The 21,824-nt window shown below is 66.9% G+C and carries 26 protein-coding genes, 1 tRNA gene and 1 riboswitch; of the genes, 18 read left to right on the plus strand and 9 right to left on the minus strand.

Annotated elements, in window-relative coordinates; all coding sequences use genetic code 11:
- Positions 1-5: 5 nt before the first annotated feature.
- The 9 genes from AB0J62_RS34590 to AB0J62_RS34630 all read left to right on the plus strand — a co-directional run bounded on the left by AB0J62_RS34590 (position 6) and on the right by AB0J62_RS34630 (position 5,781).
- Positions 6-245, plus strand: coding sequence for a hypothetical protein (locus AB0J62_RS34590; protein ID WP_363880476.1), 240 nt, complete (start codon positions 6-8; stop codon positions 243-245).
- A complete protein-coding gene (locus AB0J62_RS34595; RefSeq protein ID WP_363880479.1) occupies positions 242-559 on the plus strand; it encodes a hypothetical protein in 318 nt (105 codons plus the stop codon). Before AB0J62_RS34590 ends, AB0J62_RS34595 begins: the two co-directional genes overlap by 4 nt.
- The gene (locus AB0J62_RS34600; RefSeq protein WP_363880482.1) at positions 556-924 is read left to right on the plus strand and encodes a hypothetical protein; all 369 of its coding nucleotides are present in this window, start codon (positions 556-558) and stop codon (positions 922-924) included. The genes AB0J62_RS34595 and AB0J62_RS34600 overlap by 4 nt, the downstream gene beginning before the upstream one ends.
- Complete coding sequence (locus AB0J62_RS34605; RefSeq protein WP_363880485.1) at positions 921-1,184, plus strand: hypothetical protein; 264 nt, start codon at positions 921-923, stop codon at positions 1,182-1,184. The genes AB0J62_RS34600 and AB0J62_RS34605 overlap by 4 nt, the downstream gene beginning before the upstream one ends.
- Positions 1,184-2,221: a hypothetical protein gene (locus AB0J62_RS34610; RefSeq protein ID WP_363880488.1), complete on the plus strand. Its 1,038-nt coding sequence runs from the start codon at positions 1,184-1,186 to the stop codon at positions 2,219-2,221. The genes AB0J62_RS34605 and AB0J62_RS34610 overlap by 1 nt, the downstream gene beginning before the upstream one ends.
- Before the next feature lie 107 nt (positions 2,222-2,328).
- Positions 2,329-2,607: a hypothetical protein gene (locus AB0J62_RS34615; protein ID WP_363880491.1), complete on the plus strand. Its 279-nt coding sequence runs from the start codon at positions 2,329-2,331 to the stop codon at positions 2,605-2,607.
- Between the two features lie 153 nt (positions 2,608-2,760).
- Entirely contained in the window at positions 2,761-4,338 is a 1,578-nt protein-coding gene (locus AB0J62_RS34620) for a replication initiator (protein ID WP_363880495.1), read from the plus strand.
- Positions 4,339-4,363: 25 nt separating this feature from the next.
- The gene (locus tag AB0J62_RS34625; protein ID WP_363880498.1) at positions 4,364-4,561 is read left to right on the plus strand and encodes a helix-turn-helix domain-containing protein; all 198 of its coding nucleotides are present in this window, start codon (positions 4,364-4,366) and stop codon (positions 4,559-4,561) included.
- A 2-nt stretch (positions 4,562-4,563) separates the two neighbouring features.
- On the plus strand, positions 4,564-5,781 hold the full coding sequence (locus AB0J62_RS34630) for a tyrosine-type recombinase/integrase (protein WP_363880501.1): 1,218 nt from the start codon (positions 4,564-4,566) through the stop codon (positions 5,779-5,781).
- Between the two features lie 42 nt (positions 5,782-5,823).
- Here AB0J62_RS34630 and AB0J62_RS34635 read toward each other — a convergent pair.
- Positions 5,824-5,899, minus strand: a tRNA-Lys gene (locus tag AB0J62_RS34635).
- Positions 5,900-6,033: 134 nt separating this feature from the next.
- Between AB0J62_RS34635 and AB0J62_RS34640 the strand changes: the two genes are divergently transcribed.
- Complete coding sequence (locus AB0J62_RS34640; RefSeq protein ID WP_363880505.1) at positions 6,034-7,020, plus strand: winged helix-turn-helix domain-containing protein; 987 nt, start codon at positions 6,034-6,036, stop codon at positions 7,018-7,020.
- Positions 7,021-7,181: 161 nt separating this feature from the next.
- Entirely contained in the window at positions 7,182-7,823 is a 642-nt protein-coding gene (locus AB0J62_RS34645; RefSeq protein ID WP_363880508.1) for a G5 domain-containing protein, read from the plus strand.
- Here AB0J62_RS34645 and AB0J62_RS34650 read toward each other — a convergent pair.
- The gene (locus tag AB0J62_RS34650) at positions 7,820-8,338 is read right to left on the minus strand and encodes a YceI family protein (protein ID WP_363880511.1); all 519 of its coding nucleotides are present in this window, start codon (positions 8,336-8,338) and stop codon (positions 7,820-7,822) included. The two genes, AB0J62_RS34645 and AB0J62_RS34650, sit on opposite strands and share 4 nt — an antisense overlap.
- A 31-nt stretch (positions 8,339-8,369) precedes the next feature.
- The gene (locus AB0J62_RS34655; protein WP_363880514.1) at positions 8,370-8,789 is read right to left on the minus strand and encodes a pyridoxamine 5'-phosphate oxidase family protein; all 420 of its coding nucleotides are present in this window, start codon (positions 8,787-8,789) and stop codon (positions 8,370-8,372) included.
- A gap of 142 nt (positions 8,790-8,931) precedes the next feature.
- Between AB0J62_RS34655 and AB0J62_RS34660 the strand changes: the two genes are divergently transcribed.
- From AB0J62_RS34660 to AB0J62_RS34670, 3 genes are all read left to right on the plus strand, one after another.
- The gene (locus AB0J62_RS34660; RefSeq protein WP_363880517.1) at positions 8,932-9,093 is read left to right on the plus strand and encodes a hypothetical protein; all 162 of its coding nucleotides are present in this window, start codon (positions 8,932-8,934) and stop codon (positions 9,091-9,093) included.
- Positions 9,094-9,137: 44 nt separating this feature from the next.
- A complete protein-coding gene (locus AB0J62_RS34665) occupies positions 9,138-10,091 on the plus strand; it encodes a DUF5937 family protein (protein WP_363880520.1) in 954 nt (317 codons plus the stop codon).
- A 117-nt stretch (positions 10,092-10,208) separates the two neighbouring features.
- Complete coding sequence (locus AB0J62_RS34670; RefSeq protein ID WP_363880523.1) at positions 10,209-12,776, plus strand: glycosyl hydrolase; 2,568 nt, start codon at positions 10,209-10,211, stop codon at positions 12,774-12,776.
- Here the strand turns inward: AB0J62_RS34670 and AB0J62_RS34675 are convergent.
- Complete coding sequence (locus AB0J62_RS34675; RefSeq protein WP_363880526.1) at positions 12,773-13,774, minus strand: LacI family DNA-binding transcriptional regulator; 1,002 nt, start codon at positions 13,772-13,774, stop codon at positions 12,773-12,775. The genes AB0J62_RS34670 and AB0J62_RS34675 overlap by 4 nt on opposite strands.
- Positions 13,775-13,838: 64 nt before the next feature.
- Positions 13,839-13,949, plus strand: a riboswitch (TPP riboswitch).
- Here AB0J62_RS34675 and thiS point away from each other — a divergent pair.
- Both thiS and AB0J62_RS34685 read left to right on the plus strand, forming a co-directional pair.
- Positions 13,942-14,145 carry a sulfur carrier protein ThiS gene (gene thiS / locus AB0J62_RS34680; RefSeq protein ID WP_134105784.1) on the plus strand — a complete coding sequence of 68 codons (204 nt, stop codon included), beginning with the start codon at positions 13,942-13,944 and terminating at the stop codon, positions 14,143-14,145. (Overlaps the previous riboswitch by 8 nt.)
- 1 nt (position 14,146) lies before the next feature.
- Positions 14,147-14,920: a thiazole synthase gene (locus AB0J62_RS34685; protein WP_363880531.1), complete on the plus strand. Its 774-nt coding sequence runs from the start codon at positions 14,147-14,149 to the stop codon at positions 14,918-14,920.
- A gap of 13 nt (positions 14,921-14,933) precedes the next feature.
- Here the strand turns inward: AB0J62_RS34685 and AB0J62_RS34690 are convergent, their stop codons facing one another.
- Entirely contained in the window at positions 14,934-15,779 is an 846-nt protein-coding gene (locus tag AB0J62_RS34690) for an NmrA/HSCARG family protein (RefSeq protein ID WP_363880534.1), read from the minus strand.
- 21 nt (positions 15,780-15,800) lie between these two features.
- The gene (locus AB0J62_RS34695) at positions 15,801-17,672 is read right to left on the minus strand and encodes a DUF6807 family protein (RefSeq protein ID WP_363880537.1); all 1,872 of its coding nucleotides are present in this window, start codon (positions 17,670-17,672) and stop codon (positions 15,801-15,803) included.
- A gap of 60 nt (positions 17,673-17,732) precedes the next feature.
- On the opposite strand from AB0J62_RS34695, the gene AB0J62_RS34700 reads away from it, so the two are divergent.
- Positions 17,733-18,119 (plus strand): RidA family protein, encoded by a 387-nt coding sequence (locus AB0J62_RS34700; RefSeq protein ID WP_363880540.1) that lies wholly within the window; start codon positions 17,733-17,735, stop codon positions 18,117-18,119.
- On the opposite strand, the gene AB0J62_RS34705 is transcribed toward AB0J62_RS34700, so the two are convergent.
- Positions 18,116-18,988 carry a serine hydrolase gene (locus tag AB0J62_RS34705; RefSeq protein WP_363880543.1) on the minus strand — a complete coding sequence of 291 codons (873 nt, stop codon included), beginning with the start codon at positions 18,986-18,988 and terminating at the stop codon, positions 18,116-18,118. The two genes, AB0J62_RS34700 and AB0J62_RS34705, sit on opposite strands and share 4 nt — an antisense overlap.
- Positions 18,985-19,860, minus strand: a complete 876-nt coding sequence (locus tag AB0J62_RS34710) for a LysR family transcriptional regulator (protein WP_363880546.1) — start codon at positions 19,858-19,860, stop codon at positions 18,985-18,987. Before AB0J62_RS34710 ends, AB0J62_RS34705 begins: the two co-directional genes overlap by 4 nt.
- 236 nt (positions 19,861-20,096) lie before the next feature.
- Here AB0J62_RS34710 and AB0J62_RS34715 point away from each other — a divergent pair, with 236 nt between their 5' ends.
- The gene (locus tag AB0J62_RS34715; RefSeq protein ID WP_363880549.1) at positions 20,097-21,047 is read left to right on the plus strand and encodes an MBL fold metallo-hydrolase; all 951 of its coding nucleotides are present in this window, start codon (positions 20,097-20,099) and stop codon (positions 21,045-21,047) included.
- Here AB0J62_RS34715 and AB0J62_RS34720 read toward each other — a convergent pair.
- Positions 21,037-21,771 (minus strand): N-acetyltransferase, encoded by a 735-nt coding sequence (locus AB0J62_RS34720; RefSeq protein WP_363880552.1) that lies wholly within the window; start codon positions 21,769-21,771, stop codon positions 21,037-21,039. The genes AB0J62_RS34715 and AB0J62_RS34720 overlap by 11 nt on opposite strands.
- Positions 21,772-21,824 lie beyond the last annotated feature (53 nt).

Genomic DNA, 21,824 nt, shown 5'->3' on the forward strand with positions numbered 1-21,824 from the left:
CACCCATGATCACCATCACACCCGTCCCCGTCGACGCCGTCACCAGCGTCCACGACAACAACGGAAACCCATCGATCAAGACAGGCTGGCTCCACGACTGCGGAGCCTTCACCTACTCACCCGACCAACCCCACCGCTGCGGCGTGTGCTGGTCCGCACTGCGCAACGGCCAAGCCCACAACGGTTCTTGGCAACGCGCCTACATCACCCGTTCCACCACACCGACCGAGCAGGTGGCGTCATGACCTACCACGACGCCAATGGCGGCGAACGCGACGACCGCATGTTCATCGGCTACGAGTTCACCGACGACACCGTGGCCGGCATCAACCTCGCCTGCAACGGCGAAACCCCGCTGGTCGCGATCGACCTCGGCAACACCCCGATCGAGCTCGAACTCATCACCGGCTCCGTGACCGCGCTGAGCCAACTGATCGACGCGCTCTACGAGGCTCGCGCACTCCTCGAGGAACACCTCGTCGATCACGCCACCCAGACCGACACCTGGACCCAAGACCAGGTCTACATCCCCAACGACTGGACGGAGGACCAGCCATGAACAACGACCGATCGAGCCGGTTCGAGTCCTGGAAACGAGGGCTCGAAGACATCGGCGCACTCATCGCCAACGACGGGCGACTGCCCGAAGGCATGAAGGTCTGGACCCCGTACGGGGACATGGACTGCGGCGGCGATATCCCCGTGACCTACCGCGACCCCGCGTGGGCCTGGTACCAGGGACGGATCCTCGGTCAGTGCGATACGCACTGGTGGTTCGTCTTCCTGGGCTACGAAAACCTGCCGTTCATCTGCCAACGGCACATCAGCGAACTCCGACCGGTCATCACGACCGAACTCCGACCTGTCCTCACCCAGAACACCATCCAGGACAGCCCGCAGAACAAGGCGGTGGACCGGTCATGAGCACCGTCCGTAAGCCGTCCCCGGCGCAGCTGGCAGCCCGCTACCGGCGACTCGACCAAGCCATGCACGCCGTGTTCCGCGATGTCGTGGCCCACTGCGAGGACATCCGCGAGCAGGCCGAACAACGCCTCGGTTCGGCCGACGAAGACCTCGTCGTCACCGATTCCGAGTACGGCAAGGCACTCGACCTGTTCGGCGAGGCCTTCGACATCAAGACCCGCATCCAACAGTTCCGCACGACCTGGATCGGAGACAACTGATGCACACCGCAACCACCAACGTCTCGGGCGCTCCGGTCGCCGCGGCAACTCTGCAACCGGCAAGGCCGGCCACAACAACCAAGCTCACCGGTCTCACCACCCACAACACCACAGCGCTCACGGGCCTCGACGGATGGACGGTCACCAAGACCACCGCCACCTACGCAGGCAGCCCCACCGCGGCCCTGAATGCCGTCCAGACACGCATGGACCACGTCCGAGCCACCGAAGGCGGCAAAGCCACCGGCTACGCGTCGCTGATCGCGGTCCGCAACAAGCTGAAGGAACTCAGCACCGGCGGCAGTCACCCGGCCGTCTCAGTGACGATCAAGCGAGCCAAGAAGACCACCACCGGTACCGGCTCGAAGACCCGGACCGGGTCACCGAAGGCGCGACTGACACGTAAGCGTCAAAACGAGTACACCACCGCCGAGTTGGTCTCCGCGCTCGAAACCGCCTGGGCGGCCATCCGCAACAACCACACCGAAGTACCTGCCGTGGTGATCATCGTCGGCTCCGGCACTGCCACCAAGCGGGCCAAGTACGGGCACTTCGCACCGACCCGCTGGCAGCACGGCGAACAAGCCCTGGCCGAAGTCCTCATCTCCGGCGAAGGACTCAAACGATCCGTCGAAGAGGTCTTCACGACCCTGCTCCACGAAGCCGCACATGCACTCGCCAACACGCGCGGCATCAAGGACACCAGCCGTCAGGGCCGCTGGCACAACCAGAAGTTCGCCGCACTCGCGGGCGAGCTCGGCCTCGACACCACCAAAGATGACCGCGTCGGCTGGTCACCCTGCACCCTGCGTACCGAGACCGCGACCACCTACAAGAGCGTCCTGATCGAACTGAAGAAGGCGCTCATCGCCTACCGCCACCCCGAGATGGTGGCCGGCACTACCAGCAAGAACAACAACAACGCCATCGCCTGCGCATGCCAATGCCCACGGCGTATCCGCGTCGCCAAACAGGTCCTCGAGCTCGGGGACATCACCTGCGGCGTCTGCGAAGCCACCTTCGTACCCGACGAATAACCCCCAGCCACCGAACTCGTTCGTTGCTGGCTCCCGTCTCCGGATCCCACCAGGTCTCGGAGACGAGGGCGAACACCGAAGACCCAACCACCGAAGGGAACACGACAGTGACGACCGTCGACATCAACGCCTACGCCAACATCACCGCCCACCGAGCCATCGCCGACCACCAGTTCCTCTGCGACTGGGTCGCCAACGACCACCTCGGCGGCCACGACTGGTGCCCCACCGTCCTCGAACCCGGCGACGACTACGCCCTGGTCGTCATCATCAACCCCTCCACCGACCCCGAGCCCTACAAGGTGATCGGCCGCTACTGCATCGGCTGCGGCTACCACCTGTTCGGCACCCCGGACTTCGAGATCGCACCTCCCCCGCTGGCTTGACACATAAGCGTCTACCCGAGCAGTCCCGACGCTTCTGGACTGAACGCCGGGACCTGGACCACACCTCACCCGGGCCCGGACGCAACAGGGCGGCCTTGATCGCCCGGTGGCCCCCACAAACGACACCAAAACGTTCCGGAAGGAGGACCGACGATGACCACCACCAGCAACGACCCACAGCACGCTATCGGCGGCTTCCAGGAGCCACTGGTGGCACTCAAACCGCTGCTGCCCCGGCCTAAGGCTGGCAAGCGCTACAACCCGGCCTCTGGCCTCGAGCAAGCCGTCGCCCGCGCCGCCTCAACCGCGAACTACGCGCAATACACCGCCTGGCTGGACCACACCGGCTCGGCAGGCGGCTGCGTCCGCCCCATCCAGCTGCGCGGTCAAGCCCATGTCGTGTCCGAACGCACCGGACGGATCATCTCCACCCGCCACACCGACGACATGCCCGACCGGGTCATCTACAAGGCCTGCGGGAACCGCCGCGCTGCCGTCTGCCCCTCCTGCGCGGAGACCTACCGAGGCGACACCTACCAACTCGTGTTGGCCGGCCTTCAAGGCGGCAAGGGCATCCCGGCGAGCGTCGCGCAGCACCCGTCCGCGTTCGTCACGTTCACTGCCCCCACGTTCGGTCCCGTGCACGGCACCCGCTCCATCCGCACCCGCCACGGCCAGACCTGGACCATCAGGAACCGGCCCTGTCGCCCCCGCCGCGAGCCCGACCTCTGCCCCCACGGCGTCGACCTGCGCTGCCACCAGACCCACCGCGACGGCGAGAAGATCCTCGGCACACCGCTGTGCCTGGACTGCTACGACCACGACCACCAAGTCGTCTGGAACGCTCTGTCCGGCGAACTGTGGCGACGCACCATGGACCGCGCCAAAGAGATCCTCCGCACCGAAGCCAAGAAGCACGGCTGCTCGGTCAAACTCTCCTACGGCAAGGTCGCCGAACTCCAAGCACGCGGCGTCGCCCACTTCCACGCACTCATGCGCCTCGACGGCGTCAACACCCTCGACCCTGGTGTCATCGAGCCGCCAGCATGCGCCGCGACCTTCACCATGCTCGCCGACGCCGTCCGCCGCGCTGCCGCGACCGTCCGGTTCCGGTCCCTCCCGCACCCTGACCGGCCCGAAGGCTGGCTCATCCAGTGGGGCACCCAACTCGACCTTCGCCCCGTCCGGCTCGCCGTCGACGGAGCGATCACCGATACCGCCGTCGCCGGATACCTCGCCAAGTACGCCACCAAGGGAGCCGAAGCCACCGGGCACTCCTCCGCACGCCTGACCAACGCCACCGTCAACCGCTACGCCACACGAGCAACCCACGCCGGCCGATTGGTCGACGCCTGCTGGCGACTCGGACGCCCCGGCTCCGACCTCGACGAAACCGAAGCAGCCAAGAACTCCGGACGACTCTCCTACCGTCGCTTGCAGCGGTGGGCGCACATGCTCGGGTTTGGCGGCCACTTCTCGACCAAGTCCCGCCAGTACTCCACCACCCTCAAGGCGCTCCGCGCGGCACGGGCGAACTGGCGACGCGACCACCACCGCACCCAAGACCGCACCGACGACACCGAAACAACCCTGATCGTCGGCAACTTCACCTACGCCGGAACCGGCTGGAAAACCATCGGCGACGCACTCCTCGCCAACACCGCCGCGGCCAAAGCCCGCGAACACCGACGACTCACCAAGGAACTAATTGCTGAGAGCAACAACGAATGACACATAACTGTCAAGGAGGAATGAAATGTCTGTGCCGAGGCATCGAGATGAGCGGCTTTGGAGTGTCGAGGATCTGTCCGAGTTCCTCGGGATCCCCGTGCATACGTTGTATCGCTGGCGAACGACGGGCTACGGCCCGAAGGGTGTCCGCATCGGCAGGTACGTCCGGTACCGGCGGGAGGTCGTTGAGACCTGGCTCAAGTCCCTCGATGGAGTGGCCTAGCCATGTCCCGTGAGCTGCTGTCGATCGGTACCTGGGGGATCATCCGGACACACGAGGTCAAGGACTCCAAGGGTCGCAAGGCATACCGAGCAATCACCAACTTCCGCGATTTCAACGGGAAGCTCGTGCGCGTCGAGCGGCGTGGTAAGACCAAGGGAGCCGCGATCTCGAAGTTGCAGGCCGTTCTGATGGAGCGCGCCAAGATGGGCCAGGCCGGCGAGTGGACACCAGGTCACCGATTCGGTGATGTTGCCGACGCGTGGGTCCAAGAGATCGAAGAACTCGTTAGCGGCGGATCGCGTTCGCCTCGAACCGTTCAGAGCTACAAGTTGATCCTGGAGAAATATGTCCTTCCGGCGCTGGGTGAACTGCGGCTCTCTGAGGTGACCACAGCACGCGTTGACACTTTCATCCACAGGGTCAAGACGCAGGTCAGCGTTCCCACTGCCAAGCTTTGCCGGAGCGTGACGTCAGGTGTCATGGGCCTTGCCGTTCGGAGTGGATCTCTCGACGCCAATCCCGTTCGTGAGATTCGTCGAATCGAGACACCCCGGAAGAAGAAGCTCGCCCGGGCGCTCACGGTCGAAGAAGTCGAGCTCTGGCTGAACGAGGTTTACGAAAACGAACTCGCGGTCCGGAAGGACATAGCTGACTTGACCTTGTTCATGTTGAGCACCGGCGTCCGCATTGGCGAAGCACTGGCACTGGTCTGGGAAGACGTCGACCTGTCGGCTCATGTCGTCGACATCGAATGGACACTCGGTCGGGTGACTGGCCAAGGCCTCGTTCGGGGGCCAACGAAGTCTGAGGCTGGCGAACGAACCCTCGGCCTTCCTCAGCGCGCTCTCGACATGCTTCGTCGGCGCTTCGCGGCAGGCGTGCAGCCGGATTGGCCGGTGTTTCCCGACGGCATTGGCGGCTTCCGCGATCCGAACAACACCCTGCGAGACCTTCGTGACGTCCGAGCGCAGATCGGTTCCCTCGAGTGGGTCAAGTCACACAACTTCCGCAAGACGCTCGCGACGCTCCTGGACGCCGCCGGCCATTCCGCTCGACAGATCGCCGACCAGCTGGGGCACAGCCGGGTCTCGATGACGCAGGACGGGTACCTCGGCCGCAAGATCCGCAATGCGCAGGCCGTCGATGCGTTGAACGCGGTGCTCGGTACAGGCCATGACCAGGTGTCAGGCGACGAAAGAGGTGGCAAACGTGTGGGCTGAGCAAGTGGTAGCCGCGGTCATGTGTGCTCTGACCTGCGTGTTTGGTAGGCCCCGTGGGACTCGAACCCACAACCCGCGGATTAAAAGTCCGCTGCTCTGCCAGTTGAGCTAGAGGCCCTCAGTTGGTGAGGGGAACAGTGTGTCAGGTTTGGGGTGGGATTGCTTGGGTGGGGGGTGACCCTGGGGGCGCTTACGGTGTGTAGTGGAGTTGGGGCAGGGTGAGACTGCTGATCCTCGGGGGAGGAACACGTTGTGGGTTTTCGGATCGAGTTCGGGTGTGCTGATCTGGCTCGTACGACGATCGCGCGGGAGCCGGATCCGTTGTGGGAAGTGTTGCTCGGGATGCATATGGTGCAGACCGATGACGAGCCTGAGGTGTTCGGGGCGTGGCGGCTGCGGACTCGGGCGCGACTGACGGCGCTCGAGCGGGAGTTGATGGTGCTGGCGCAGCCGGTCGGGTACTCGCCGGACTTTCTGACGCCGGCCGAGTCCGCGGACGGGTTGGAGGCGGGGCTGGCGGCGGTCGCGGCGACGCCTCCGGGGCGGATCGCGGCCGAGTTGAGCATCTTGGCTGAGCAGGTGCGGTTGCCGAATTGGACGCGGCGCCTCGCGGCCGGCGATCACGACGTACTGGCGAAGCTCTGTCATGGGCTGAAGCATTTTCATCGGACGAATATCGCGCCGCTGATGCCGGTCATCAACGCGATGATCAGCCGGGATGTGAAGGTGCACAGCGACACCGTGACGACCGGCGGGTTCGAGTCGCTCGCGGGGACGTTGCATCCGGTGTTGCAGTGGCAACCGCCGTACCTGCACGTCGATATGGGGCACATCGATCGCGAACTGGAGCTCGGCGGGCGTGGGCTCCGGCTGGTGCCGTCGTATTTCTGCTGGCGGCACCCGATCATGCCCGCCGACCCGAGTCTTCCGCCGGTGCTCGTCTATCCGGTGCAGCACGACCCGGCCTGGGCCGCGCCGATCGAGCAGTACGCCGATCCCGAGCGCGCCGTCGCGGATCTTCTCGGGCGGACGCGGGTGGCGGTACTGCGGACCATCTCGGCCGGCGCGTGCTCGACCAGCGAACTCGCGGCTCGCGCCGGGATCTCGCTGGCCTCCGCGAGCGAGCACGCACGCGTGCTGCACCGGACCGGGCTGGTGACTACGCGGCGCGCGGGTGGCGCCGTGCGGCACACGATCAGCCCGATCGGCTCGCATCTGCTGTCAGGCGCCTATCACTGATCCGAGGGCGGTACTACACGGTAGGTCACAAAACCAACGCGGTCCGCCGTGAGCCCTCGCGCCGCCGTTCGGGATGGTGGTACAGATCAGAATTCGCCCGGGTTGTCCGGGTGCTGACAATCCCGCCGCGGGGGGAACCGACGGCGGGTGGGGGGAACACCGTGTCATTCATTCGGGCTGCGCTGATCACAGCGGTCGGCGTCCTCGCCGTTGGATGTGGAGCCGATTCGGGTACGACTGACGGCCAGCCGGCCGCGATCGCCAGCGTCCACGTCACCAACACACCGCAACCGTCACCGATCATCAGCCAACCCACGACCGCGCCCAAGCCGATCACCAAGGCCACACCGACACCGACACCGACACCGACGCCGACGACTACGACCACGTCGAAGGAGGTCGTCGAGCTGCGCACCATCCCGTTCACGAAGAAAACGGTCACCGACGACTCGCTGCCGAAGGGCGAGAAGAGGATCCGGACCGCAGGCGTCAACGGCACGCGTCGACTGACCTACCGGGTGACGTTCGTGGACGGCGTACAGACGGCGAAACACCTGCTCAGGCAGGAAGTTGCCAAGGAGCCGCGTACGCAGATCACCGCCGTCGGCACGAAGGTCGACGAGCCGGAACAGTCCTCGGGCTGCGACCCGAACTACTCCGGGTGCGTTCCGATTGCGAGTGATGTGGACTGTTCGGGTGGGAGTGGGAACGGGCCGGAGTACGTCGCTGGGCCGATCGAGGTGATCGGTACGGATATCTACCGTCTGGATTCCGATCACGACGGGATTGCCTGCGAGGATTAAGGGGCGACGAAGACCTGGAGGTCTAGGAGGACGGTTGGGCTGACCAAGGCTGTGGTGAAAGCGTTCCAGTTGACCTGCCAGTGGGCGCGTTCGATCGTCAGCGCGGCTGCGAAGGCGATGTCGTCGGTGGGCGTGGAGACGAGTTCGAACGGGACCGTTACCGGGTGGGTGATGCCGCGGATCGTCAGGTCGCCCGTCACCTCGAACGCCGATGAGGAGACCTGCGAGACCTTCGTCGACACGAAGGTAATGATCGGGTACGTCGCCGCGCCGAGAAAATCCTTGCGGAGTTGGGCATCGCGCCGCGGATTGCCGGTCTCGATGCTCTCCGCCCGGATCGTGAGCTGCGCGCTCGACCTGGCCGGCTCGTCGCCGTCCAGGTGTACGGCGCCTTCGAACACGTCGAACTGCCCGCGTACCCGGGTGGCCATCCGGTGGCGCGCGACGAACCCGATCCGCGTCCGCGCGGCGTCGAGTACGTAGTCACCGGTGAGCTGGTTGAGTGTCGTCGTCATGCCGGGTACGACGAGACAGCGAGTCGAAGTGTCAGCCGATGACCCCCGTGGTGATGCGTCGCGGGGTGATGTCGAACATCGAGTCCTCGGGCGGATCGGCCAGGTACGCCGCGCGGAACTCCTTCGGCAGATATTTCTCCACCATCGCGTTGAGCAGGTCGGGGCTCAGCGGAAGCAGCCGGGCAACACCTTGCATATTGACGTACTTCGCGGTCGGTCCGTCGGCTGTCTGGACCGAGAGCGACAACTCGCCCGAGCCCTCGCGGTGCAGCCTGGCCTTCTTCGACTTCGCCGGCGTCATCACCTGGAATCTGTTCTCGCCCGGCAGGTGGTGAAACCACACCGGCGTCACATGCGGCGACCAGCCCGGATCGTCGATCGCCAGCACAGCAACCAGCGGCTGCGCCAGAAACTCGGCTGCCTCGTCGTCCTCCATCGTGCGAAAACCCATGCTTCCTCCACTCGTGAAGTCGGCACCGACCCTTCCATCAGCCACCGACAATTCCAGGAGCCACCGACAATTCCGGACTCGTCACCTCGGCGTCGGACAGGTGGTTCATACTGCCGTCGTACGACGGGAGCTAGGAGGGGTTATGAGTGATCGCGAACCGGATGAGGTCGACCCGGATCTGGCTGAGGAAGAGAGCGAGGTCGGCTTCGACCTGGGGACGGACGTGGCCGAGCCGCAGGCGCAGTACGGGTCGGAGAATTTCGACATCGCCAACGACCTCGGGTACGGCAACGGCCCCTCCTGAGTAGCACCGCCGATTTAGGATCGGGCTACATCGGCGGAGGGACTGTGGTGCTGACTTACAAGCTGACTTCGCGTGATCTGGCGGAGGTGCGGTTTGCGGTCTCGCCGGTCGCGGAGATGGTGTTGTCGTTGCGCGCGTTGCGGGAGCCGGGCCGGTTCCCGTTGCAGCTGGGCTGGATCAGGGCGGTCCAGCCTCGCGTGGCGGAGCTTGACTGGGAGGTACTGCGGTGGCTCGTCAACGACACGATGGGAAGCCCGGACTTCCTGACGCCACGACCAACCTCCCCGCTCACCCAGCTCGCCGACGAGCTGCAGGTGATCGCCGAGGTGGACCGCGAAACGTTCGAGCGGCAGGTCGTGGCGGTGCACGGCGAGCTCCCGGCCGATCTGACTCTGACCATCGACAAGGTCATCGAGGCCCTGCGTCAGTACTGGGACGCCATGATGGCGCCGTACTGGGACCGGATGCGCACCCTGCTCTCGGCAGACATCAGCTACCGCGGCCACGTCCTCACCCAGCACGGCACCGGCGCCATGCTCAACGGACTGGCACCGGCGATCACCTACGCAGACGGACTGCTGAAGGTCGACCGCGTAGCGGCCGTGAGCCGGACCGAGGCTGTCGACGGCCGCGGACTCGTGCTCCAGCCGAGCCTGTTCGGCCCGCACGCGGTCATCCCATTCGACCCAGGAGCCGAACCGATTCTGGGCTACCCGCCACGCGGCCAAGCGAACCTGTGGTCAGTCGTCGAACCACCATCGCAGCAGGACCTGGCCCAGTTGATCGGTACGCCGCGCGCACACATTCTCGAGCTGCTGACGCATCCGCGCACCACGACCGACCTGGCGGGCGAGCTGAAGGTGACCCCGTCGGCGGTGAGCCAGCATCTCCAGCTGCTCCGCCGGACCGGTCTCGTCGAGCCGCAACGCACCGGCAAGCAGGTGCTGTACCGACCCACCGAGCTCGCCGCCCTCCTCACCGGAGCCAACCTCAGCTGAGGCAGGCGGTGGCGAGCTGTTGACACCGCGATCACCCACAGCGATAGTACAAATCGATTTGCATCACGTCGTGGCAGCCGACGTCTCACCTACACCGCCCTGATTCAAGGAGTCGGCATGAGACGTAGTCTTGCCATCGTTCTCGGAGTTCTCCTCCTCTGCTTCGGCACCATCGGCACCACAGCCCCGGCCCACGCGGCGACCCTCGCCCTCACTCCCCTCACCCTGGGCAACGTGTTCACCGACGGCCAGCCGGTGAAGATCGGCCTCAGCACCGATGCGTCCTCGGTGAACTGGTCGGCGGCCGACGTCAACGGCACCGTCGTCGCCACCGGCAGCCAGGCCGCCGCGAGCACGCTGCAGGTCTCGGTCACCACCCGCGGCTGGTACAAGCTGACCGTCCAGGCGGGCACGGTCAGCGCACAAACCACCTTCGCGATCCTCAGCCCGCTCAGTACGGCGTCGATCGCCGGCCTCACCACCAACCGGGTCGGCGATTTCGAGAACACCGCGGAAGGCTGGACCTTCTACCCAGGCAGCGAGTTCCCTGGCGCAACGGGAAGCTTCGCACTCGACACCACCGACAACCACTCCGGCACAAGCTCGGGCAAACTGTCCGGGAACTTCAGCGCCGGCGGTGCCTACGTCAGCGTCAACCGCACCCTCCCGTCGGTCAACGCCTCCAGCGTCAGCTTCTGGGCCAAGTCCCCGAACCTGTCCTTCCTCACGTTCCGCATCACCGACTCCACCGGCCAGGTCCATCAGCAGCGCCTAACGTTGTCTGGGGCAACTGATTGGCAGCCGCTCGGTGTCACCCGGTTCGACGGCGGCAAGCAGTACGTCCACTTCGGCGGCGCCAACGACGGCGTCTGGCACGGTCCCGCCAAGGGCCTCGAGATCGTTCTCGACAAGGGCGCGATCACCGGCGCGACGAGCAGCAGCGTGAGCATCGACGACCTGAGCCTGAACGCCCTGTCGACCAAGCCGACGACACCGCTCGGCAACTACGAGAGCGCGGCGGAAGGCTGGTCGTTCTATCCCGGCAGCGAGTTCCCCGGCGCGACCGGCAACCTCACCTACGACACGACCGGTCCGCAGTCCGGCGCGCAGTCCGCGAAGCTCTCTGGTGACTTCACGGGCGGCGGAAACTACGTCGCGATCCAGCGCAACCTCGTCCCGATCGACCTGGCCGCGCTCAGCCTCTGGGTGAAGACGAGCCAGTTATCAGCCATCGGTCTCCGGCTGACCGACGCGACCGGCCAGGTCCACCAGCAACGGCTCACGCTCTCCGGCTCCACGGCGTGGCAGCAGCTCAATGTCACCACCTTCAACGGGGGCATCGGCTACCTGCACTTCGGCGGCGCCGACGACGGCCTCTGGCACGGTCCGGCCAAGGCGATCATGCTCACGCTGGACAAGAGCCTGATCAGCGGCGGCGGTACGACGGCCTCCGTCAACGTGGACGCGGTCGCGGCAACCACGCCCACGACGTACAACGGAGTCGGCACGCACTTCGCCGGCTCCTGGGCGCCTGACGTGATCCCGTTGGTAAGCCAGGCCGGTGCTCGAACGGCGAGAGATGAGGCGTACTGGTCCGCCGCCGAGACCACACCCGGCACCTACGCCTTCCCGGCCAAGGTGACGACCTACCTGCAGTCGTACCAGTCGAACGGTCTCGACCCGCTCATGGTCGCGGACTACGGCAACTGCCTCTACGACTGCCCCGATCAGCTCTTCAACGCGCCGTACACCGACGCCGGCCGGACCGCGTTCGCCAACTACGCCAACGCGCTCGCGAACCAGTACCCGCAGATCCACAACCTGGCCGTGTGGAACGAGTGGGACGTCAACGCGGCCGGTCCGGCGAACAAATCCCCCGACAGCTACCTGGCACTGCTCAAGGCGACGTACACGAAGCTGAAGGCCACGCACCCTGATCTCACCATCGTCGGCGGCGGTGACACCGACGTGACGCAGCAGGACTGGTTCACGACCTTCTGCCAGCTCGGCGGTTTGAAGTACCTCGACGTCGTGTCCATCCACCCGTACAACTTCCTGCACGCGCCCGAGAGTCTCGGTACTGCGATCGATCAGGTGCGCGCGACGATCCGGCAGTACAACGGAGGCGTCGACAAACCGATCTGGATCACCGAGGCCGGCTGGTACACCGGCTCCGGCAGCGCGGTACCGGTCGACGAGCCCACGCAGGCGATGTACATGGCGCGCGAGATGCTCAACGTTCCCGGGCACGACGTCGACCGGTTCTACATGTACGACTTCAAGAACGACGGCATCGATCCGGCCGCGGCGGAGAACAACTTCGGGCTCGTGCACAACGAGGCCGACGCGCTCGGTAAGTACACCCCCAAGCCGTCGTACGTCGCCTATGCGACAGCCGCACGTCAGCTCCGCGGCGCGACGTTCCTCGGCAAGGAGAATCCGGGCAACGGGCTGATCGACCAGGTCTACGCGGCGAACGACGGTACGCCGTTCCGCGCGATCTGGGCCGCATCCGGATCCAACACGACGGTGACGGTCAACGCGACCGGACCCGTCCAGGTCACAAGCCTCTACGGTCTGACCAGCACGATGACACCTAACGCGAACGGCCAGATCACGGTCACGGTAGGCATCTGGCCGACGTACATCTCGGGCTCGACCGTGACGTCGGTCAGCGCGCCCTAGGCGGATTCCCGCGGTACGACGGAAGGCGCGAACAGAATGCGCTGCGGCAGGCTGGCGGCCGTCCCCTCCAGCCTGCTCAGCAGGACCCGGCCGACCGCGCGACCCTGCTCACGCGGATCGCCCGCGATCGTGGTCAGCGACGGCGAGATGAGCGCTGCCGCCTCGATGTCGTCGAAACCCATCACCGCAAGGTCATCGGGCACGCGAAGGCCGCGGGCGCGGGCGACATCTAGGGCGCCGATCGCGACCATGTCGTTCGTACACAGCACGGCCCGCGGCGGTTTGCGCAGTTCGAGCAACTTCTGCAATCCCGCAGCGCCGCCGGCTCGGGAGAACTCCTCGCGGACGACCAGCTGACTGTTGAACCGCAGCCCGGCCGAGGTCAGCGCGCGACGGTAGCCCTTCACCCGATCTGCGGGCGGCCCGTCCCCCAGGGCGCCGGTGATGAAGCCGATCCGGTGATAGCCGCGCCTGATCAAGTACCGCGTTGCGATCTCTCCGGCTGCGAGGTCGTCGGAGGTCAGTACGTCGATCCCGGCCGAGGCCTTCCGCCCGCCCATCAGTGCCACCGGGATCCCCGCCTCGACGGCGGCCGCCACGTCGCTCGCCTTGCTGTAGTAGCCGGCGAACACGATTGCGTCGACACTGCGAGTCACCATCCGCGCGACCAGATCCTTCTCGGCTGAAGGCGAGCCGTCGGTGTTGCCGATCAGCACCTGGTACCCGGGCTCGCTGACCACGTCGAGCAGACCACGCGCGACCGACGGGTAGAACGGGTTGGTGATGTCCGGCACGATCAGCGCGATCGTCTGGGTCCGCTGCATCCGGAGGCTGCGCGCGAGCTGGTTCGGCTCCCACCCGAGCTCGTCCATCACCGACCGCACTCGAGCCCGCGTCACCTCCGACACGTGCCGTCGCCCCGACACGACATGCGAAACCGTCGTCGGACTGACCCCTGCCCGAGCAGCCACGTCCGAGATCGCGACCCGCTTCGCCAAGACGCTCCCCTCCCCGCGCAGTTCTGGTCACGATAACTGCCCATCGCCACCAGGGCGCTATAGTCGAGAGGTCCGCGGGAGCTCGCATGGAGTGGGCTGAGAGGGTGACTAGCCGTCACCGACCGCTGAACCTGAATCGGGTAATTCCGGCGTAGGGAGGAAGCGCGATGGAATCCGTGTGGGTGAACGGTACGGCGGTTGACGTGCCGGCCGGCAAGTCCGTGGCCGAGTTGATCACGGAGTACTCCGATCGCACCACGGGGATCGCGGTCGCGGTGAATCAGAACGTGCTGACCAAGGCCGAGTGGGCGCAGACCGCGTTGCAGCCCGGTGACCGGGTCGAGATCGTCAGCGCGACGCAGGGAGGCTGACATGGATGACCCACTGGAGCTCGGCGGGCGGACCTACACGTCCCGACTCATCATGGGCACGGGCGGTTCGGCCAATCTGGAAGTGATGGAGGAGGCATTGATTGCCTCCGGCACCCAGTTGACCACGGTCGCGATGCGCCGCCTCGGCACGGGGCACGAGGGCTCGGTGCTCGACGTGCTCAAGAAGCACAGCATCGACGTACTGCCGAACACCGCCGGCTGCCACACCGCAGCCGAGGCTGTGCTGACCGCGAAGCTGGCGCGGGAGGCGTTGGAGACCGACCTGATCAAGGTCGAGGTCGTCGCCGACGATCACCTGCTGCTGCCCGACCCGTTCGAGCTGCTCGACGCCGTGGAAGCCTTGGTGGCGGACGGTTTCACCGTGCTGCCGTACACGAACGACGACCCGATCCTGGCCCGCCGGCTCGAGCAGGCCGGCTGTGCGGCCGTCATGCCGTTGGCCGCGCCCATCGGTTCGGCGCTCGGGATCCGCAACCCGCACAACATCGCGCTGATCGCGGAAGCGGCCGAGGTGCCGGTCATCGTCGACGCCGGGATCGGTACGGCGAGCGACGCCGCGCTGGCGATGGAGCTCGGATGCGACGCGGTCATGCTCGCGACCCCGGTCACCCGTGCGGAGAAGCCCGCCCTGATGGCCGCCGCGATGCGTGATGCCGTCTCCGCGGGACGAGCCGCACGCCTCGCCGGGCGGGTCCCTCGCCGTTGGCAATCCGCGCTGGCGTCGTCGCCTACAACTGGTCTGCCGACGTCCTGACGTACGACGGCGCTCAGGCGAGGAACTCCTCGACGGTGGTCACGTGTCCCACCAGCTTCGCGGTCTCCGCGACGTCGACCGTGACCTGGTTGACCGCCAGCCAGCGCCACATCGTGGTCAGGTCCGTGCCCACGAACCGTTCGAAGAGCCGGACCGGCATCCGGAAGCTCCGTGGCGGTCGGCCCTTCGCGTCGGCCCAGGCTCGCCGGCACCCGTCGATCGAACGGAGCTCGGCCGCCAGCGCGAGCTCCTTTCCGGCGAAAACGGACGGCTCGGCGAAGGCCCGGGCGGCGACCGCACCGAGGTTGTCGACGGCCAGCCAGGGGATCCTTGTGCTCTCGCCGGCGAGCTTGGGCATCACATGCCAGACCGAGACCGCCGGATAGAAATCCTTGTGCGTCATGAGTTCCATGAAGGCCATCGGCCGGAGAACGGTCAGCGGCAGGTCCGAGTCGCGCAGGTAGTCCGCGATGACGAGCTTCGATTCCCAGGAGTCGACGCCGGTACCACGTAACCCTGGTCCGGCCGAGCCGTAAACCACGTGCTGGACGCCGGCGGCGTGAGCAGCGTCGGCGACGTTCTTACCCTGCCGTACCTCGCCTTCATGGCCGGCAGTCATCGGGTTCTGGACGCTATAGACGCCGTAGGCCCCCTTGAAGGCCGGGAGCAGCGATCGCGTGTCCGCCATGTCGCACGGCGCGACCTCGGCGCCGGCTGCCTGCAGCGCGCGGCCGGGCAGGGAGTCCGGCTTCCGTGTCAGCGCGCGAACCCGCCAGCCGTCGGCCAGCAGATGCCTGGCGACCGCTCCACCCTGACGTCCAGTAGCCCCCAGCACCGCGACGAGCCTGTTCGGTTCCATTCCACGCCCCTCGCTGACAGGCTAGGCGCGCGGAAGCCTCCCGACCAGATCATGAGCCTCGGCGACCTTGATCGCGCGATCCAGCAACAACGCCGTCAGCGACAGCTTCAGCTCCTGGTTGGGTTGCAGCGTGAGCGGACTGTCCCAGGCGAGGGCTGGGCACGCGCCGACATACGAGTCGGTGCGGAGGAACCACCGCCGTACGTCATCGGGCTGCACCAGCAGCACGGTCACGTCACCCTGGACGAAGGCCAGCCACGGACTGGTTGAACCGAACGCGGCATCGAGGCCCTCTCCATCAGCTGAAAGCACCGTCGTATCGGCCACAGGTAGTCGCCAGAAGATCCCGCCGTACGCGGCGCCTTCTCGACCGGCCGTGGTCGGGTTCTCGATCTGCACCGATCCGTAGCGCGCGGTCAGGACGCTCTGCCAGTCGAGTCGCCAGCCGCCGACAGCCAGCTCTCCGGCGAGACGACGGCGTTCGACCAGCTGCGGTCGGCCTTGTTCGTCGTACCAGGTGATGTCGTCGATCAGCTCGTGCTCGTTGGCCGTGACACCACGGCTGCGTTGCTGACCGTGGTTGGTCAGCAGGGTCGGGCCCTGGCCGCGGACATACGTCCGGCCGCCCCAGTGCGACGTGCCGTTGACGACCGGTACTGCGAGCGAGACGCCGTAGTGATGCCGGTGATCCACCGGGCTCACCTCGGTCAACGGGTGGCCGCCGAGCGTACGGACCGGGTGCAGGTACGGCCGCGGCGCGTGCACTTGCGGCATCCGCCGCCCGAACTCGTACCGCGCCAGCATCCCGGAATCGCTCCCGAGCGCGAAGATGTCGCCCTGCTGCTGCCACCCGAGCCGACCAGGCGCAGTACCGCCACGCAACCGCGGCTGCTGCGGCACTGGCCCCGTGCTCGCGCGCACCGCCAACCGCAACTCAGGTACGTCGTCCGCGTCGCCGTTCGGTGCAGCGATCGACGCGTGCAAGCGCCGCCACGCCAGCTCCCCGAGGTCCTTCTGCGGCACGCGAACCGTCGTCAGCGACGGCACGGCGAATCGCGCCAGCCCGATGTCGTCCATCCCGGTCACGGAAAGATCAGCCGGTACGGCGACACCGACCTCGTTGAGCCTGGCCAGCAAACCGAACGCGACCAGATCGTTGAACGCGACCACTGCGGTCACGTGCGACTCGAGCACCCGTTCCACCGCGGCGTACCCGTCCTCGATCGACCGCCCACACTCGAGCCGGACGAGGTCCAGCCCGGGGATCTCCCGCTCGGCGACCTCGAGCGCCCGCAGCCGAAGCGTGTTCGACGCACTCGCCGCCGGCCCCGACAGGAACGCGAGCCGCCGATGCCCCAGCCCGACCAGATGATCGACGACGATTCGTACGGCGCGGCCGTAGTCGACCACCACCGACGCGACGTCCTCCGGCCCTTGCCTGTTGACGAGCACGACCGGCTGCACCTGCGGCAACAGTTCGAGCAGCGCCTCCTCGTCCATCCGCGGCGAGACCATGATCAGCGCGTCGCACCGCCGCCGCGCCTCGATCGCGATCGCGGCCTCAGCGGCCGGGTCCTCGTCGGTCTCGGCGACCAGCACCCGGTACCCGGCCGCCGCGGACGCGTTCGTGATGCCGCGAAGGATCTGCTGGAACAGCGGGTTGCCCAGATCGGGGACCACCAGCGCGACCATGTTCGTCCGGCCCAGGGACAGGCTGCGGGCCAGGTCGCTGGGCCGGTAGTTCAGCTGGTCCGCGGCCGCGCGCACCCGGGCGACGATCTCGGGTGCGACACTGAGCCGTCCGTTCATCACCCGGGACACGGTCGCCCGCGACACCTCCGCCAGCCGCGCGACGTCGGCGATCGTGATCGAGTCCTTCGGTGTCCGGCCCACCCCCGTATCCTCTCCCGACGGAAACCGGTTTCTCAACCCTTGCCGGGGTATATCTGGTGCATGAGCAAGCTGGAGTATCCGCGTGCGGTTGGAGTCGCCCCGGGCAACGGTTACAGCCATGTCGTGACCGGTCACGGGCAGTGGGTGGCGATCGCCGGGCAGGTCGCCCTGGACCCCGACGGGAAACTCGTCGGCGTCGGTGATCCCGGCGCCCAGGCCGAGCAGGTGTTCGCGAACCTCGAGCGCTGTCTGGCCGCCGCCGGCGCGACCTTCGAGGACATCGCGAAGATGACGATCTTCGTCACCGACATGGCGCACATGCCGGCGATCCGCGCAGTGCGCGACAGATACATCCCCGGCACCAAACCGGCCGCCTCCGCCGTCCAGGTCGCGGCCTTGTTCAACCCCGACGTGCTCCTCGAGATCGAAGCCTTCGCGATCGTCTAACGCAGCAGATCGACGGCCAGGCGGGCCGCCTGGCCGATCGCGGCGTCCACGCGTGGCTGGCGGATGTCGCCCCGTGCGGCGAGCGTGAAGACGGCGATCGCGTACGCCGTACCGCCCGGCAGCGTGACCACGCCGACCTCGTGCCGCAACGCCCCGAACGTCCCGGTCTTCCCCGCGACACGTACGCCGTCGTGCGGGAAGCCGGACGCCAACCGGTGCATGAACACCTGTCGATGCATCGTCGCCTTGACGAACTCGGTCTGCTCCGGCGACAGCAACTCGCCCGCCCACAACCGCCGCAGCAACAGCGTCATCTCGCGGGCGCTGGACGCCGACCCGTTCGCCGCTTCGTAAACCCCGGCCGGATCGGTCTGGTCGTTGTCCGCCAGTACGGCGAGGGCCGCATCCGGATCGTTCTTTCGGGTACGGCGTTGCAGATCACGCAGATTGTCCGCGGTACCGCGGCGTACCCAGGTCCGTTGCAGACCGAAGGACCTGAGCAGCTCGGCCAATCGCGGGAGCCTGACGACATCCAGGAGCGCATCGGCGGACGCGTTGTCGGACAGCGTCATCATGGAGAGCGCGAGGTCTCGCAGCGATGCCGTGACCGGATCGGCGAAGGTGGACAACCCGGTAGGCCCGCTCGTCTTCGTGGCCGGGTCGAGCGTGAGTTGCTGCCGCGGATCGATCTCGCCGAGATCCACGAGCCGGCAGAACCCGGCCAGCAACGGCAGCTTGTACACCGAAGCGAGCGGCACGATGCCGTCGGCGTCGACCTCGACCGTCGACTCGGGCTCGTCGAGCGCGACCGCGTGCAGCCAGCCGCGTACGCCGGCGTCCTCGAAGACCGCGCGGATGCGGGCGTTCACGACGCCACCAATGCCTCGGTCAGTTGCGCCATCACGTCGTTCGGCCGGAGGAACGGCGTACGCGTCCTCGACCACACGAGTCTGAGCCGCAACGGCAGCGGATTGTCGGCCAGTCGGTGGCGGGTCACACCGGGCGCCGTCAATCCCGGGTCGGCGGTCACCACGATCGCCTGGCCAGCGGCGGCCATCGCCAGCCCGGCCCGCTCATCGGTGACGACGACCGTGCCGCCGGTGGGTCGATGCAAGGCGAGCGTGTCCAGGAACAGGTCGCGGGCCGCCGGAGCCTCCGTCCGCGGACGGATCGCTACTGGCAGCCCCTTGAGCTGCCGCAGCCCGACGACCTCGTCGTCCACGAACCCGGCCGGCGCGAGCGCCCAGGTCGGAAGCAGCGAGACCGGGCCTGCTTCCAAACCATCCAGTACGACGGGATGCAGTACGGCGGCCAACGTCAGCCGACCGGTATTGACCTGGTTGATGAGTGAGCTCGTCGAGGCGGTGACGACCGTGACCCGGCTGCCCGGGATCACCGCGCCGGACGCGGCGGCCACGGCAGCACCGGCTGAGGGCGGGACTTCGGGAGCCAGACCGAGCCGAATCTCCGGCCCCTCGGGATCGCGGTCGACCGCGGCCTGATGCAGCTCTTCGATCGAGGTCAGCGCGCGGCGTGCATACGGCAGGAGCGCGGCTCCGGCAGGAGTGAGCTCGACCCGGCCGGCCCCGCGTTCGAACAGCTTGGCGCCGACAAGAGCCTCGAGGCGACGCAGGCCCTGGGACAGCGGCGGCTGGGTGATGCCCACGACTCGGGCCGCGTCGCCGAAGTGCTGTTCCTCGGCGAGCGCGATGAAAATCTGCAGATGCCTTTCAGTCAGCATGACTGTATTAATTGCCGCGACTCCGTCGCGGCGGGTCATGGGGCTGGAACTCCCGGCCTTCCCTCGTCGCTCCGGTCGCTTCGCTCCCTCCGCTCCTCAGTCCAGGCCGGGAGGCCCCATGACCGGACTGACCTGCGGTGATATCTCCAGACAATCGCCTCATGCCTGAGAGCATATTCGACACCCGCTGCGCCGCTCGCCTTGACTGACGGTCCAGGACGAGCAGAGGAGACAGCGTGAAGGTAAGTCGGAGAGGAATGCTGACCGGCGCGGCGGCGGTTGGAGCCGCCGCGGTCGGGGCGGCCGGTGTGGTCGGCCTTGAAGGCCGGAGTGAGGCAGCGACGGCGCCGACGGTGCCGACGGTGCCGACTGGCAAGCGCGAACCGGTCGAGCTGACCTGGTTCGGAACACACGCTTGGCAGCTCAAGTGCGGCAAGAGCGTCGTACTGACCGATCCGTGGCTGACCCGGTTCAAGACGGGGACGTTCACGCCGGAAGGTGCGGACCCGAAGACGAAGCTCGTGATCAAGCCCGAGGTGATCGACAAGCACCTGAGCACGGCCGACGCGATCCTGGTCCATCACGGGCACTACGACCACATGGCCGACGTACCGTATGTCGCGCAGAAGACGCAGGCGACCGTGCTATGCACCGAGACGCACGCCAACCTGCTCCGTGCGATGCGAACGCCGAACGACCTGCTCTCACCGGTCCGCGGCGGCGAGTACCTGCCGTTCGACGGCTTCTCGATCGAGGTGTTCCCGTCGCTGCATTCCTGCGGCGGCAAGCGGCACACGTACGCGTACCCGGGCTATCGGTACGACGTTCCGCAGCGTCCGCGCGTGATCGAGGACCTGGTCGAGGGCGGCACACTCGCGTTCGTGATCACGATCGGCGGCCTGCGCATCCTCAGCCTGAGTACGGCGAACTTCGACCCGAACGCCTTGCGCGATCTGCAGGTCGACGCGATCTTCGCGGCCCCCGGAGGCGAACCGGGGATCACGGACCGCTTGCTCCAGACCATCAAGCCGGTCCGCAAGGTGATCGCGACACACTGGGACGACTTCGACAAGCCGCTCGAGGACCCCGGCGTCCCGTGGACCGACCTGGCCCCACTCCGCCGGTCGGTGGAGCGAACCGGCGCCGAGTTCGTCGTCCTCGATCACCTGCAGAAGGTCACGCTTTGACGCGGTAGTGGTACCGCGAGACGGTCCGGAAGCCGAGGTTGTCGTAGAGGGTGCGGGCCGGGGTGTTGTCTTCCAGCACGCTCAGCCAGACCCACCGGGCTGTTGCCTCCTGCAACAAACCGCGGATGACGGCGGAGGCGAGGCCCTGCCGCCGGAAGCGTTCGTCGACGGCCAGGCAGTAGAGGCCGGCGGTGTCGTCGACGAGCGCCAGCCGGCCGATCGCCTTCACCTGCTCGCCGTCGGGGATGCTCGCGTAGAGAGCCTTGCCGCGGGCAAGGATCTGCTCGGCCGTGGTCCGGTTGGCCGTGCCGCCGCGGCCGTCGACGCTCCACCAGCAGTCCATCCAGGCGGCGGACGGGGTCGTGGAAATATTCACCTCGTCCGCCGTTACGGGCAGCTTCGCGAGTACGTCGGGGAGCGCCGCGCACTGCACGAGCGTGGGGTTGCGCGCGGCATACCCACGGGCTTCGAGGTGGGCGTCGAGGTCGCTCGGCTGGACCGCCGGGCTGATCTGGAACGATGGCGTGATGCCATGCGCGAGATACAGGTTTTCGACGTAGTCCAAGGCTCGCTGGACGTCGAACGGTGCGTTGGCGGGCAGCACCGAGTTGGCTCGGAGGGTGACGCCTGCGTTGCGGCGGACCAGCCAGCCGTCCAGCTCTGTGTTGTCGGCGGCGGGCCAGGCCTGGTTCATCAGCGAATCCATGCGAGCTTCGGCGATCACTTCACCAAGAGTAGAACCGTCCGGATCGAATTGCAACGAAATGGATATTTATT

This window comes from Kribbella sp. NPDC049584 (assembly GCF_040675555.1).
Classification (GTDB): domain Bacteria; phylum Actinomycetota; class Actinomycetes; order Propionibacteriales; family Kribbellaceae; genus Kribbella.